The sequence below is a fragment of the Stenotrophomonas maltophilia group sp. RNC7 genome (genome assembly GCF_030910085.1).
Taxonomy (GTDB): Bacteria; Pseudomonadota; Gammaproteobacteria; order Xanthomonadales; family Xanthomonadaceae; genus Stenotrophomonas; species Stenotrophomonas sepilia.
This window is the reverse complement of sequence record NZ_JAVFVN010000092.1, coordinates 1-14,430: the sequence shown is the minus strand read 5'-3', so window position 1 is coordinate 14,430 and position 14,430 is coordinate 1. Positions and strand designations below refer to the sequence as shown.

Here is a 14,430-nt window from a genome sequence, read left to right as displayed (position 1 = left end):
CCCACCCCGCCTACCTACAGGAAGCCCGCTTTTGCTTCGGCTGTTGCTGTTGCTCCAGCTCGCAGCGGGTGCAGGGCGCAGCCCTGCCGATAAACCCCCTCCTGCGACGGTTCGTCGCACAGGGCAACCCTGGACCTGCCTCTACACTGGCGCGGTGACCCGCCTGTCCCGCCCGCAGCGCCTTCTGCTCCAGCTCGCCGTCCTGGCGACGCTGCTGATGGTGCTTGCGCCACTGGTCAGCCGCGCGCTGCAGGCGCCGCCGATGGACCACGCGGCGATGGCAGGCATGGACCACGCGGCCATGGGACATGACATGCACGACATGACCATGGCCGGGCACGACCCGCATGGCGCTTCGCAGGCAGCACCCAACCGCCCGGCCGACCCCCACGCCATGCACGGCGAAGCCTGCGAATACTGCGTGCTGGCCATGCGCCTGCTGCCGTGGCTGGCGGTGCTGGTGCTGCTGTTGCCGTTGCTGTGGCGGCCGCGGCTGGTATTCCCGTGGTCGCAACAGGTGCTGCCGGCACTGCGTTGGCCGGCGCACGCCGCACGTGGGCCACCGCGCCCCGCCATCGTCCGCTGATGTCCCTATCGAATCTGCCGCACGACGCCTGACCGGGCGCCGTGCGCGCGTGCGTACTTTGGAGCTGTTCCGATGAAAATGACTTCCCGCCCCGCGGGCGCCTGCGCGCGCCTGCCGGTTGCCCTTGGCCTGGCCGTGGCTGCAACGCTGGTCCACGCCGCGCCTGCCGAAGAGGCGCGCACTCTCGACACGCTGGTGGTCACCGCCGCCGCGCCTTCGTCGCCACTGCACTGGGTGACCGATCCACGCCTGCCACGGCAGCCGGTTCCGGCCAGTGACGGCGCCGATTACCTGAAGACCGTCCCCGGCTTCTCCGCCATCCGCAATGGCGGCACCAACGGCGACCCGGTGCTGCGCGGCATGTTCGGTTCGCGCCTGAACATCCTCAGCAACGATGGCAACCTGATCGGTGCCTGCCCGTCGCGCATGGACAACCCGCTGTCCTACATCGCACCGGAGAGCTTCGACCGGCTGACCATCATCAAGGGCCCGCAGAGCGTGCGCTGGGGGGCAGGTGCCTCGGCCGGCACCGTGCGCTTCGAACGCGATACACCGCGCTTCGAGGAACCGGGCCTGCGTGCCGATGCCAGCGCGCTGGTCGGTTCGCGCAACCGCAACGACCAGGTGCTGGACCTGACCCTGGGCAATCCGACCGGCTATGTGCGCGCCAGCGGCAACCGTTCCGAAGCCGATGACTACAAGGACGGCCACGGCGATGTGGTGCCATCGAAGTGGCGCAAGTGGAACGGTGACGTGGCCATCGGCTGGACGCCGGATGCCGACACGCTGCTGGAAATCTCCGCCGGTGCCGGCGATGCCATCGCGCGCTACGCCGGGCGCGGCATGGACGGTGCTGCGTTCGAACGCACCAGTTATGCCGCGCGCTTCGAGAAGCGCAACCTGCCCGGTGCGTGGGACACGCTGCAGGCCAACGTGTACTACAACGAGGCCGACCACGTGATGGACAACTACACGCTGCGCACGCCGAATCCCAACAGCATGATGCCGATGCCGATGGCGTCGAACGTGGACCGCCGTACCCAGGGCGGCCGGGTCAGTTCCGAGTGGGGCTGGCAGGACGTGCAACTGGTGGCGGGTGTGGACGGCGAAGACAGCCGCCATCGTGGCCGCATGGGCATGGGCCGCGACACCTACCGCCAGGCCGCCTGGGAGACCGATGCCAACTTCCGCCGCTATGGCGTGTTCACCGAGTTGACCCTCGGCGCCGGCACCGACCAGCGCTGGATCAGCGGCCTGCGCATCGATCGCGCCAGCGTGCGTGATGAGCGGCAGTCCATCCGTGGAATGATGGGCAGCCGGCCCAACCCAACGGCCGGCGAGAAGCGCAAGGCGTGGCTCGGCAGTGGCTTCCTGCGCTACGAGCAGGACCTGGCCGATGGCCTGACCTGGTACGCCGGGCTCGGTCACAGTGAGCGCATGCCCGACTACTGGGAGCTGTTCTCGCCCAACCATGGCCCGGCCGGTGCAGTGAACGCGTTCACCGGCGTGCAGCCCGAGCGCACCACCCAGCTCGACGTCGGCCTGCAGTACAAGGGACCGCGCGTGCAGGCCTGGGTCTCGGCCTATGCCGGGCAGATCCAGGACTACATCCTGTTCACCTACCACGGCAGCGGCATGATGGGCATGAGCCAGGCCAGCAACGTCGAGGCGCGCATTGCCGGTGCCGAGGCCGGGTTGGAAGTGAGCCTGGCCGAGCAGTGGAAGCTGGGCGGCACGCTGGCCTATGCCTGGGGAGAGAACCGCGACCAGCGGCGTCCGCTGCCGCAGATGCCGCCGCTGGAAGCGCGCCTGAGTGCGAACTGGGAGGGCCAGCGCTGGAGCGCCGGTGCGCTGCTGCGTGCGGTGACCCATCAGCATCGTGTCGCAGATGGACAGGGCAACGTGGTCGCGCAGGACCTCGGGCCGAGCGCTGGATTTGCCACCTTCGCGCTCAATGCGGCGTACCGTTTCAGTTCGCAGCTGCAGCTCAGCGCCGGCGTCGACAACCTGTTCGACCGCGCCTACAGCGAGCACCTGAACCTGGCCGGCAGCACCGACTTCGGCTTCCCGGCCGACCCGGTGCGCTTCAACGAGCCGGGGCGCAGCGTGTGGATGAAGTTGAACTACCGGTATTGATCCGCCGAGGATAAAAAAACGGGGCCGGATCCCCGCCAGGATCCGTCCCCGCCCGACGCCCTCGGTCGGGCAGGTTCGACTCTACGATGACGGCCGCGGTGGTGCACCACTGGATACACCCCGACACACGCCGACACTGCCCACGGCAGCCTTGCACGGAACGGGTTCAAGGCGCTATCGCAGCCTTGGTTCCACGCCGGTAAACGCTTGGCACATACCGCTTTTATGGGCACTTGCCTACACTCGGCGGCCGTGGATCAATCAGGACCGTTCATGTTGGCTCGTATCGCTTCGACCCTGGCCCTCGGCCTCAGCCTGGCCGTGCTGGCCGGGTGCGCAGGCAAACAGGAGGCCGCCGCACGTCGGCAGGGCGAAGCGGTGCCGGTCACCGCGCAGGTCGTGCAGCCCACGCAGTGGAACGACACCCTGCAGGCACTGGGCACGGCCAAGGCGCGCGAGTCGATCAGCGTCACTGCCAAAGTCAGCGAGATCGTCGAGAAAGTGCACTTCGAGAGCGGCCAGCACATTGCTGCCGGTGCGCCGATCGTGACGCTGCGCGGGCAGGCCCAGGAAGCCGCACTGGTGCAGGCGCAGGCCACCTTCCATGAAGCCGATCAGCTGTACAAGCGCCAGCGCGAACTGGCCGCCCAGCGTCTGGTCTCCAGCGCCACGCTGGATACGCAGAAGTCGATCCGCGACGCCGCCGAGGCACGCGTGATGCAGATGCAGGCAGACATTGGTGACCGACGCGTGCGCGCGCCCTTTGCCGGTGTGCTCGGCATCCGCCAGGTCAGCCCGGGATCGCTGCTGACCCCGACCACGGTCATCACCACGCTCGACGACATCGAGCACATGCATGTCGATTTCCAGGTGCCGGAAGTGGAGCTGGCTGCGCTGGGTGTTGGTGACAAGGTCAGTGCCACCAGCGTGGCCTGGCCGGGCCGCACCTTCGAGGGCGTGGTCAGCACCATCGATGCGCGCATCGATCCGGCCACCCGTGCAGTGACCGTGCGCGCCGATTTCGCCAATGGCGACCATGCATTGCGCCCGGGCATGCTGCTGGACGTGCGCCTGTTCCGCCCCGAGCGCCCGGCGCTGGTGGTCCCGGAAATCGCCGTGGTACAGGTTGGCCGCGATACCTTCGTGTACCGCATCAAGGCCGACGACAGTGTCGAGCGGGTGGACGTGGCCACCGGCGCGCGCCGTGCCGGCGTGGTCGAGATCCGGCAGGGCCTGGAAGCGGGCCAGCGCATCGTGGTCGATGGCACCGGCAAGCTGCGCCCGGGCCTGAAGGTTGCTGCGAAGGACGCCGCACCGGCCTCCGGCGCCAAACCAGCTGACGCGCCGGCGCCGGTCGCGGCCGAGGGCCACGGCGGATGAAGCTGTCCGACATCTCCATCCAGCGGCCGGTGTTCGCCGTCGTGATGAGCCTGTTGCTGCTGGTGCTGGGCGTGATGTCCTTCACCCGCCTGACCCTGCGCGAGCTGCCCGCCATCGACCCTCCGATCGTCTCGGTGTCGGTGGACTACACCGGCGCGTCGGCGGCGGTCATCGAAAGCCGCATCACCCAGGTGCTGGAAGATGCGCTGGCCGGCATCGAAGGCATCGATACGATCAACGCGCGCAGCACCAACGGCCGCTCGCAGGTCAGCATCGAGTTCACCTCCAACCGTGATATCGAAGCGGCGGCCAACGACGTGCGCGATGCGGTCAGCCGTGTCGCCGACCGCATGCCGGAAGAGGCGCGGCCACCAGAGATTGCCAAGGTCGAGAGCGATGCCGACCCGATCATCTGGTTCAACATGGTGTCCTCGACCATGGACACGCTGGAGCTGAGCGACTACGCCGACCGCTACGTGGTTGATCGTTTCTCCAGCCTCGATGGCGTGGCCCAGGTCCGCATCGGCGGCCGCCAGCGCTATGCGATGCGGATCTGGCTGGACCGTGACCAGCTGGCCGCGCGTGGGCTGACCACCGGCGACGTGGAAACCGCACTGCGCAACGAGAACGTGGAGCTGCCGGCCGGCCGCATCGAGTCGACCGACCGCGATTTCACCCTGCGCGTGGAACGCAACTACATCAAGCCCGAGGATTTCGCGACCATCCCGCTGGGCAAGGGCCGCGACGGCTACGTGGTGCGCATGGGCGACGTGGCGAAGATCGAGCTGGCCTCGGCCGAACGCCGCGCGTACTACCGCAGCAACGGCGAGCCCGGCATCGGCCTGGGCATCGTCAAGACCTCCACCGCCAACTCGCTGGACGTGGCACGCACGGCGCGCGCCGAGGCCGAGCGGGTGGCGCTGACCCTGCCCAAGGGCACGCAGATCTTCGTCGCCTTCGACAACACCACCTTCATCGAAGCTGCAGTGGACCGCGTCTACGCCACCCTGGTGGAAGCGATGATCCTGGTGCTGGCGGTGATCTGGCTGTTCCTCGGCAGCTTCCGCGCCGCGTTGATTCCGGCGGTGACGGTGCCGGTCTGCCTGGTGGCGGCGTTCATCGCGCTGTATGCGTTCGACTTCTCGATCAACCTGCTGACCCTGCTGGCGCTGGTGCTGTGCATCGGCCTGGTGGTGGACGATGCGATCGTGGTGGTGGAAAACGTGCAGCGCCGCATCGACCTGGGCGAGCCACCGCTGGTGGCCTCCAAGCGCGGCACCGCGCAGGTCGCCTTCGCGGTGATCGCCACCACTGCCGTGCTGGTGGCGGTGTTCCTGCCGGTCGGCTTCCTGGAGGGCAACACCGGGCGACTGTTCCGCGAACTGGCCGTGGCGCTGGCCGCTGCCGTGGCGTTGTCCGCGTTCGTTGCGCTCACACTGACGCCGATGATGGCTTCCAAGCTGCTCAAGCCGCATACCGGGCAGGCCCCGCGAGGCCTGCACGGCTTCATCAACCGCAACCTGGAACGCCTTGCGGGTGCCTATGGGCGAGTGCTCGATCACCATGTCGACCGCACCTGGATCTACCTGCTGGTGATGGTGGCTGCGCTGGCCGCCAGCTGGGGCCTGCTCAAGCTGCTGCCGTCGGAACTGGCGCCAGCCGAAGACCGTGGTTCGTTCCAGATCATGATCGACGGCCCGGAAGGCGCCGGCTACGACTACACCGTGCAGCAGGTGCAGCAGGTGGAAGCGCTGCTGGCACCGCATGTCGGCCCGGACAAGCCGATCGTGCGTGCCAACCCCCGCGTGCCGGGCGGCTGGGGCGCCAGCGAGGAAATGCATACCGGCCGCGTCAGCATCTTCCTGCAGCCGTGGCGCCAGCGCAGCGAGGGTACGCCCGAAGTCGCCAACGAACTGCAGAAGGAACTGGATACCATCCGCGGCGTGCGCGTACGCACGCAGGTGGGTGGTGGCCTGGTGCGCAGCGGCGGCCAACCGTTCCAGATCGTGCTGGGCGGCCCGGAATATGCCGAGATCGCGCAGTGGCGCGACCGCATCCTGCTGCGCATGGCCGACAATCCCGGCCTGGTCGGCCCCGATTCCGATTACAAGGAAACCCGGCCGCAGATGCGGGTGAACATTGACCGCCAGCGTGCGGCCGATCTCGGCGTGCCGGTCACCGCGATCGGTTCGGCGCTGGAAACCATGATGGGCTCGCGTCGCGTCACCACCTTCGTCGACAACGGCGAGGAGTACGACGTGCTGGTGCAGGCCGGTCGCGATGGTCGCGCCAGCCCGGCCGACCTGGCCGCGATCCGCGTGCGCGCCAACTCCGGCGAGCTGGTGCCGCTGTCCAACCTGGTCACGCTGAGTGAAGTGGCCGAGGCCGGCACCCTGAACCGCTTCAACCGACTGCGCTCGATCACCATCAGTGCCGGCCTGGCGCCGGGCTATCCGCTGGGCGAGGCCATCGCCTGGGCACAGAACGTAGCCCAGGAAGAGCTGCCGCAGTACGCACAGGTGAACTGGAAGGGCGAATCGCGCGAGTACCAGAGCGCCGGCGGCGCGGTGCTATTGACCTTCGCGATGGCGCTGCTGGTGGTGTACCTGGTGCTGGCCGCGCAGTTCGAGAGCTTCATCCATCCGCTCACCATCATGCTGACCGTGCCGCTGGGCGTACTCGGCGCGCTGGTCGGGTTGTGGGTGAGTGGCGGTACGGTGAACCTGTTCAGCCAGATCGGCATCGTGATGCTGGTCGGCCTTGCCGCGAAGAACGGCATCCTCATCGTCGAATTCGCCAACCAGCTGCGCGACGATGGGCGCAGCGTGCGCGAGGCGATCATCGAGTCGGCGATGGTGCGTCTGCGCCCGATCCTGATGACCTCGATCGCCACCGTGGTCGGCGCGATCCCGCTGGTGGTCGCCGGTGGTCCTGGTTCGGCCAGCCGTGGCACGATCGGCATCGTGATCATTTTCGGCGTGACTCTTTCGACGTTCCTGTCGCTGTTCGTGGTGCCGGCGTTCTACGCGCGGCTGGCGCCGTACACTCGTTCGCCGGAAGCGGTGAAGCGCGAACTGGAGAAGCAGGAAGCGGAATCGCCGTCGGTGGGCGGGCATGCCTGACCCGCGCGCCGACGGGGGCGGCCCAGGGGGCGGATCCCTTTCCGGAACGGAAAGGGCTCTGACCCCGCCACTACAGGGTGACGGTTTCCAGCTGCGCCCCTGGCGCCCGGATGACCTGGACTCCCTGCTGCGCCACGCCAACGACGCCGAGGTATCGCGCGGTCTGCGCGACCGCTTCCCTTACCCGTACACGCGCGGGGATGGCGAGGCCTTCCTCGCCGGCCGCGTGCTGGCTCCCGGCACCCTGAACCTGGCCATCGAGATCGACGGCCAGGCCTGCGGCAGCGTCGGTGCCCAACCGGGCGTGGCCGAGCGTGGGCATACCGCCGAACTGGGTTACTGGCTGGGCCGGGCCTATTGGGGGCAGGGCCTGATGACCCGCGTGGTCGGCCTGTTCGCCCCGTGGGTGATGGATGAGCTGCGCCTGTTCAGGCTGCAGGCGACCGTGGTCGACTTCAACCTCGGCTCGGCCCGGGTGCTGGAGAAGAACGGCTTCCAGGAAGAAGGCGTGGAGCGTTGCGCGGTCTACAAGCGCGGCGTGTTGCACGACCTGCGCCGTTTCGCCCGGGTGCGCACGCAGCTGCCCTGAACGCGCGGGCGGGCCGCTGTAGCGCCGAGCCCATGCTCGGCTGCCCTCGGGGGGGCCGAGCATGGGCTCGGCTCTACAAGACAGCGCTACCGCAGCGGCCTGCGATCAGGGAGAATCGACCGGTCCCCTCCAGCCGACGGGACGTCCTTACAACCCGCCGACTGGAGAGAGCGCGCGTGGAAGCAACCGTACACTTCATCAACAGCATCATCTGGAGCAAGGCATTGATCTTCGTGTGCCTGGGCGCCGGCCTGTTCTTCAGCCTGCGCACCCGCTTCATGCAGATCCGTGGCTTCTTCGAGATGTGCCGCCTCACCGTCAGGGGTGAGAAATCCGACGCCGGTGTGTCCTCGTTCCAGGCGCTGGCCATGTCGATGGCCGGCCGCATGGGCATCGGCAACATCGCTGGCGTGGCCACCGCCATCGCCTTCGGCGGTCCCGGTGCGATCTTCTGGATGTGGGTGATGGGCTTCCTTGGCGCATCCACCTCGTACGTCGAATGCACCCTGGCGCAGATCTACAAGACCAAGGACGCCGAAGGCCGCTACCGCGGTGGCCCGGCGTACTACATCGAAAAGGCCATGGGCCTGAAGTGGTATGCGCTGGCCTTCGCCGTCGCCACGATCATCGCCGCAGGCTTCCTGATGCCGGGCGTGCAGGCCAACGCCATCGCCGACAGCATCATCAACGCCTGCCGTGGCACCGCGCTGTGCGGTCCGCTCGATGGCCAGGCTTTCGGCATGGAATCGGTGCAGGCGCTGAAGCTGGGGATCGGCATCGTGGTGGCGCTGCTGCTGGGCGTGGTCATCTTCGGTGGCGTCAAGCGCATCGCCAACTTCGCCGAAGTGGTGGTGCCGTTCATGGCCGCCGGTTTCATCCTGATGGCCATCATCATCATGATCATCAACTACGACCGCGTGCCGGAAATGTTCGGCATCATCTTCAAGAGTGCCTTCGGTACGCATGCCGCATTCGGCGCCATGATGGGCCTGGCGGTGGAGTGGGGCATCAAGCGCGGCATCTACGCGAACGAAGCCGGCCAGGGCTCGGGCCCGCACGCTGCGGCCGCCTCGGAAGTCTCGCACCCGGCCAAGCAGGGTTACGTGCAGGCCTTCGCGATCTACTTCGACACCATGATGGTGTGCACCGCCACCGCGTTCCTGATCCTGGCCAGCGGCACCTACAACGTGTACTCGCCGGTGGAGGGCGCCGCGCCGATCTTCCAGGGCCTGGCCGGCATTCCGGAAGGCGCCGGTTACGCGCAGGCCGGCGTGGAAGCGGTGCTGCCGGGCTGGGGTTCGGCGTTCGTATCGGTGGCCATCTTCTTCTTCGCCTTCACCACCATCATGGCGTACTACTACATGGCCGAGACCAACCTCAGCTATGTCAACCACAACAGGAAGCGGCCGCTGACCGTGCTGCTGCTGCGCCTGGGCATCATCGGCATGGTGGTGTTCGGCGCGTTCCACAATGCCACCCTGGCCTGGGCGCTGGGCGACATCGGCGTCGGCCTGATGGCCTGGCTGAACATCATCGCCATCCTCATCATCCAGAAGCCGGCGATGCTGGCCCTGCGTGACTACGAACGACAGAAGAAGCTGGGCCTGGATCCGGTGTTCGACCCTGATGCCCTGGGCATCAAGAACGCCGATTTCTGGCGCCAGCGCAAGCAGGAGAGTGTGTAAGTGAACAACCCTTGGAACAACCGCCGCCCGTCCGCCCGTCCGCCGCGCGCAACGCCGTTGCCGCGCCCGGAGGTGCCGGCAACGGGCGGTGGTGGGCGCGGTGGCAGCGATGAGCTGCGTCTGTACGGCCTGAATGCCGTGCTGGCTGCGTTCGAAGCGCGACCGCAGGCGCTGCGCAAGCTGTACCTGCTGGAAGCACGCATTCCGCGCCTGCAGCCGCTGTTGAAGTGGTGCGTGGCCAACCGCGTGGGCTACCGCGTGGTCGAGGATGGCGATCTGAACAAGCTGGCCGGCACCACCCACCACGAAGGCGTGGTGGCCGACATGCTGCGCGCCCCGGCACTGCCGCTGGCGCAGTGGCTGCAGCAGGTCGGTGACGGCCCGGCGCTGGCGCTGTGGCTGGATGGTGTGGGCAACCCGCACAACCTCGGCGCGATCCTGCGCTCGGCCGCGCATTTCGGTGCCAAGGCGCTGCTGTTGCCGGCCGGCAGCACGCTGGCCCTGTCCGGCGCCGCCGCGCGCGTGGCCGAAGGCGGTGCCGAAGCGGTGCCGCTGGTGCAGCTGCCGGAGACCGCTCAGGCAATGGCGCAACTGCGCGCAGCCGGTTTCGGCCTGGCCGCGACCCTGGTCGAGGGCGGGGATGACGTGTTCCGCGCGTCCCTGCCGGAGCGGCTGGTGTACGTGATGGGCGCCGAAGGCGAGGGCATGGACCGCAGCCTGGCGGGTGCGTGCGACCTGCAGGTCTCGATTCCCGGCAGCGGCGCCGTGGAGAGCCTGAATGTGGCCTCGGCCACGGCGGTACTGCTGGCGCAATGGGCCAGTCGCCGCGATTGAACCCTTTGGGCGGGGTCAGAGCCCTCGCCCCGCGAGGACTCTGACGCTGCCGGATTCCGGTCCAGAACCCGCCGTGGTGGGTGCGAACCTTGGTTCGCACCGCTCCTGCCGCTGCGCTCGCCGAGCATGGCCCGACGCTACAGCATCATTCGTTCGGCGGCGTGGTCGCCTTGGCCTCGCTGCCGAAGCTGCCATCCGCTTCTGCCGCCAGATACGCGAACACGGTGTAAGCGGCCACGTTCTGCGCCAGGGCCTTCGGATCGATCTTGTCCAGCGTGTCGTCGGCGGTGTGGTGCAGGTGGAAGTAATCCGAGCCATCCTGCGCCAGCCACGCCCACGCACCACCCTTGGCTGCCAGTGGGCCGACGTCCGGGCCCGGGCCACCCTTGTCGGCCTGGTACTCGATGCCCAGCGGCTTCATCACTTCGGCAATCTGCTTCGTCGCTTCGCGTGAGCCTTCCGGATTCGGCGAACCGGTATTGAAGGCGTAGATGCGGCCCGCGCCGAAGTCGCTCTCGGCGGCCAGCTGGTGCAGGGCCACGTCCTTCGCGTGCGCTTCGGCGTAGGCCTTGCCGCCATACAGGCCCTGTTCCTCGTTGGCGAAGGCGACTACGCGGATGGTGCGCTTCGGTGCCTGCTTGAGCTGGCCGATCAGGTGGCCGGCGGCCATGGTGATGCCCACGCCCGCGCCGTCATCCACCGCGCCGGTGCCCAGGTCCCACGAATCCAGGTGACCACCGATCACCACCACTTCCTTCGGCAGGCTGCGGCCGGTGATCTCGCCGATCACGTTGTAGGAGGTGGCGGTGCCGTCCCAACCGCAATCCAGTGCCACCTTCACCGTGGTGCTGCCACGCGCCAGCAGGCGGGCCAGCTGGTCGGCATCGGGCACCGACAGCGCGGCCGACGGCACTGGGGTCAGGCCCTCATCGAAACGGGTAATGCCGGTGTGGGGCACGCGATGCGAGTCGGTACCGGCCGAGCGCATCAGGAAACCGACCGCGCCCTTGCGGATCGCTTCGGACGGCCCCTTGCTGCGGATCGCACCGCCGCGGCCGTAATCGCGGCCATCGCGGAACGGCAGCATCTGGTAATCGACGAAGGCGATCTTGCCCTTCAGCGAACCCGCCGGTGCGGCCTGCAGCGCGGCCAGGTCGGCGAAGCGCACCACTTCAGCTTCGACGGTGCCACCCGGGCTGCCGCCCAGTGCGGTGATCTGCAGCGGCTGCGGATTCTTGCCGGTCACGGCGGCGTGTTCACTGCGCCGCTCCCACTTCGGGAATGTCACCGGCTCCTTCCACACCTTGTCGAAGCCCAGGGCCTTGAACTTGGCTTCGGCCCAGGCCACGGCACGGGCATCGGCTTCGCCGCCGGCAATGCGCGGGCCGATCTCGGTGGTGAGCGACTCGACCACCTTCCAGCCGGTGTCATCGGCCAGCGCCTGGTCGCGCAGCTGCGCGGCGGTGGCCAGCGACGCCGGGGGCAGGGTAGTGGTGTGCGGCGCCGCGAAGGCCGGGGCGGCCAGCAGGGCGAGGGAGGATGCGATGGCAAGGACGCGGCGACGCATGGACAACTCCGGGAAGGGACCTAAGCCTTGGAGCTTAACAGTCGTTCAGCCCGGCGCATGGGCGGGAGGTCATGGCTGGCGCGAACGCTGTTTTCCGCCATGACCGGCAAAGCGAAAGCCCCGCCGGGGCGGGGCTTTCGCCTGCTTCTGTAGAGCCGAGCCAATGCTCGGCTGCCTTTTGCAGATCAGCCGAGCGTGGGCTCGGCTCTACAGGTGGGAGGGGCGCCCATAGGCGCCCGATACCTTACTTCTTCAGGCTGTCGCGGATCTCGCGCAGCAGCACCACTTCTTCGGCCGGCGCCGCCGGGGCAGCTTCCTTCTTGCGAGACAGCCGGTTGATCGCCTTGACCACGATGAAGATCGCGAAAGCCACGATCACGAACTGGATGACGGTGTTGATGAAGTCGCCGTAGCCAACCACCACCGCCGGGATCTCCTTGCCATCCGGTCCGAGCCGGGCTGGCGACAACGTCCAGGCCAGGCTGGAGAAATCCACGCGCCCGATCAGGTAGCCCAGCGGCGGCATGATGATCTTCTCGACCAGCGCCGTCACGATCTTGCCGAAGGCCGCGCCGATCACCACGCCGACGGCGAGGTCGATGACGTTGCCGCGCATGGCGAATTCCTTGAACTCGGTGAGCATTCCCATTGTTGTTTTTCTCCGGTGGGGAAGTGGACAGCGCGCAGGGTAGCGCAGGTGATGTCAGCCGGCGATCACGCCGTGGCGCTCGGCCACGTTTTCCAGGCGGGCACTGAAACGGTCGCCGGGCTTCAGCGCAGCCACCCCGGACGGGGTGCCCATGAACACCAGGTCGCCGGCACGCAGCTGCCACAGCTTGGACAGCTCATGCAGGATCTCCGGCACGTTCCAGATCATCTGGTCGAGCAGTGCCTGCTGGCGCACTTCGCCGTTGACCTCCAGCGACAGGTTCAGCGCGGCCAGGTCGCCGACTTCCTCGGCGTGGACGATTTCGCTGATCGGCGCGGAGGCGTCGAAGCCCTTGGCCGCGTCCCACGGGTGGCCCTTGTCCTTGGCCGCGGCCTGCAGGTCGCGGCGGGTCAGGTCCAGGCCGACGGCGTAACCATAGACCAGCGCATCGGCGTCGGCCACGGCCAGCTCGCCTGCGGGCGCGTCGCGGCCGATCGCCACCACCAGTTCCACTTCGTGGTGCAGGTTGGCGGTTGCCGGCGGATAGGGGACGACATCGTCGTGGCCGACCACGATGGCGTCAGCCGGCTTGCTGAAGAACATCGGGCGGCCGCGGTCATCGGCCGCCGGCACCGCCGCGCCCATTTCGCGGGCGTGGTCGGCGAAATTGCGGCCGACGCAGTAGATGCGGTGCACGGGGAAGCTGCCGCCACCGGCTACCGGTACACGCGGCAGGGCTACGGCAGGGATCACATCGGAGACATCGGACATGCGGGCATCCAGGAAGGGCGTGCCCGCAGTCTAGAACGCATGGCGCCCGCCGTCAGCGGGCGCGGAAGGCCTGGATCAGCGCGAGGCCGGCAACACCGGCTTGCGCACCACGCGGTACTCGCCCTCGACCACGGTCGGGTCAACCGGACGCGCAACGCCCGGCTTGCGCGAAGCCAGCAGCTTCCACGCCAGGCCGACCAGGATCATCGCCGCGCCAACGAACACACCGATGAACACCATCGCGGCCAGGATCGCCAGGCCGAGCAGGCCCACGGCAACGCGCACCAGCGGGTGACGCGGCTTACGCGGCGCGAACAGGGTGCGGAACTGGTTGAAGGCGGATGCGCGATTGAACATGGCGGCTCGATAGGCTGGGATCAGCGAAACCAAAGTATCGGGACGCGCCACTGTCATTGAGTGAAAAACTCGTTAAATATAGCGTGTGCTTATTACGGATCAATGACTTGTGTTCATGTCGCAGCCAGTCACCTGAGCAGGCATGCGACAATTCCGGTTTACCGTCCGAGCCTTCGCCATGACTATCGCTGCTGCCCTGATCGCCCTTGATGCCATTGCCGATGGCGCGTTTGCCGAGGTCGAAGCGGTGGTCGATGGCGATGCCGAATCGCTGCTGCTGTACCGCGACGGCGCGCAGGTGCGTGCGTTCCTGAACATCTGCCCGCACGCCGGCCGCCGCCTGGACTGGGCGCCGGGCCAGTTCCTGAAGAGCCGCGAGGGTCATCTGGTATGCGCCGCGCACGGCGCCTCGTTCACGCTGGACAGCGGCGACTGCATCGCAGGCCCGTGCAAGGGTGACCGCCTGCGTGCGGTGCCGGTGGACGTGCGCGACGGGCAGGTTTACCTGGCTTGAGGCCGGAAGCAGTCGAGCACGGCTCGACTCTACAAAAGCCGTGGCGACCAAACGTCGGCACCCACCATCAGCCCCGTGTAACTGTGGAAGGCGGGGTGGGGGGGGGGGGGGGGGGGGGGGGGGGGGGGGGGGGGGGCGGGCGGGGGGGGCCGGGGCGCGCGGGCCCCGCCCCCCCCCCCCCCCCCCCCCCCCCCCCCCCCCCCCGAGCCCCCGCCGGGGGGGGGGGCGCCGGGGGGGGGG

Annotated in this window: 12 protein-coding genes; 8 read left to right on the top strand and 4 right to left on the bottom strand. The window is 68.1% G+C overall.

Features of this window, described 5'->3' with window-relative positions:
- Positions 1-154: 154 nt before the first annotated feature.
- From RCF13_RS00930 to RCF13_RS00900, 7 genes are all read left to right on the top strand, one after another.
- A complete protein-coding gene (locus RCF13_RS00930; protein WP_061479312.1) occupies positions 155-586 on the top strand; it encodes a DUF2946 domain-containing protein in 432 nt (143 codons plus the stop codon).
- Between the two features lie 72 nt (positions 587-658).
- A complete protein-coding gene (locus RCF13_RS00925; RefSeq protein ID WP_231352271.1) occupies positions 659-2,722 on the top strand; it encodes a TonB-dependent copper receptor in 2,064 nt (687 codons plus the stop codon).
- Positions 2,723-2,995: 273 nt separating this feature from the next.
- Complete coding sequence (locus RCF13_RS00920; RefSeq protein WP_134968096.1) at positions 2,996-4,102, top strand: efflux RND transporter periplasmic adaptor subunit; 1,107 nt, start codon at positions 2,996-2,998, stop codon at positions 4,100-4,102.
- The gene (locus tag RCF13_RS00915) at positions 4,099-7,224 is read left to right on the top strand and encodes an efflux RND transporter permease subunit (RefSeq protein WP_005418827.1); all 3,126 of its coding nucleotides are present in this window, start codon (positions 4,099-4,101) and stop codon (positions 7,222-7,224) included. Before RCF13_RS00920 ends, RCF13_RS00915 begins: the two co-directional genes overlap by 4 nt.
- A complete protein-coding gene (locus tag RCF13_RS00910) occupies positions 7,217-7,813 on the top strand; it encodes a GNAT family N-acetyltransferase (protein ID WP_134968097.1) in 597 nt (198 codons plus the stop codon). Before RCF13_RS00915 ends, RCF13_RS00910 begins: the two co-directional genes overlap by 8 nt.
- Positions 7,814-7,989: 176 nt before the next feature.
- Complete coding sequence (locus RCF13_RS00905; protein WP_061479307.1) at positions 7,990-9,498, top strand: alanine/glycine:cation symporter family protein; 1,509 nt, start codon at positions 7,990-7,992, stop codon at positions 9,496-9,498.
- Positions 9,499-10,332: a TrmH family RNA methyltransferase gene (locus RCF13_RS00900; RefSeq protein ID WP_231352270.1), complete on the top strand. Its 834-nt coding sequence runs from the start codon at positions 9,499-9,501 to the stop codon at positions 10,330-10,332. It begins immediately after the preceding gene.
- A gap of 145 nt (positions 10,333-10,477) precedes the next feature.
- Here RCF13_RS00900 and RCF13_RS00895 read toward each other — a convergent pair whose 3' ends face one another.
- From RCF13_RS00895 to RCF13_RS00880, 4 genes are all read right to left on the bottom strand, one after another.
- On the bottom strand, positions 10,478-11,899 hold the full coding sequence (locus RCF13_RS00895; RefSeq protein ID WP_061479305.1) for a M28 family peptidase: 1,422 nt from the start codon (positions 11,897-11,899) through the stop codon (positions 10,478-10,480).
- 244 nt (positions 11,900-12,143) lie between these two features.
- Positions 12,144-12,548, bottom strand: a complete 405-nt coding sequence (gene mscL, locus RCF13_RS00890) for a large-conductance mechanosensitive channel protein MscL (RefSeq protein WP_005418809.1) — start codon at positions 12,546-12,548, stop codon at positions 12,144-12,146.
- Between the two features lie 54 nt (positions 12,549-12,602).
- Complete coding sequence (locus RCF13_RS00885) at positions 12,603-13,319, bottom strand: fumarylacetoacetate hydrolase family protein (protein WP_061479304.1); 717 nt, start codon at positions 13,317-13,319, stop codon at positions 12,603-12,605.
- Positions 13,320-13,394: 75 nt separating this feature from the next.
- Entirely contained in the window at positions 13,395-13,676 is a 282-nt protein-coding gene (locus RCF13_RS00880) for a hypothetical protein (protein ID WP_005410817.1), read from the bottom strand.
- A gap of 178 nt (positions 13,677-13,854) precedes the next feature.
- Between RCF13_RS00880 and RCF13_RS00875 the strand changes: the two genes are divergently transcribed.
- On the top strand, positions 13,855-14,190 hold the full coding sequence (locus tag RCF13_RS00875; RefSeq protein ID WP_134968676.1) for a Rieske (2Fe-2S) protein: 336 nt from the start codon (positions 13,855-13,857) through the stop codon (positions 14,188-14,190).
- Positions 14,191-14,430 lie beyond the last annotated feature (240 nt).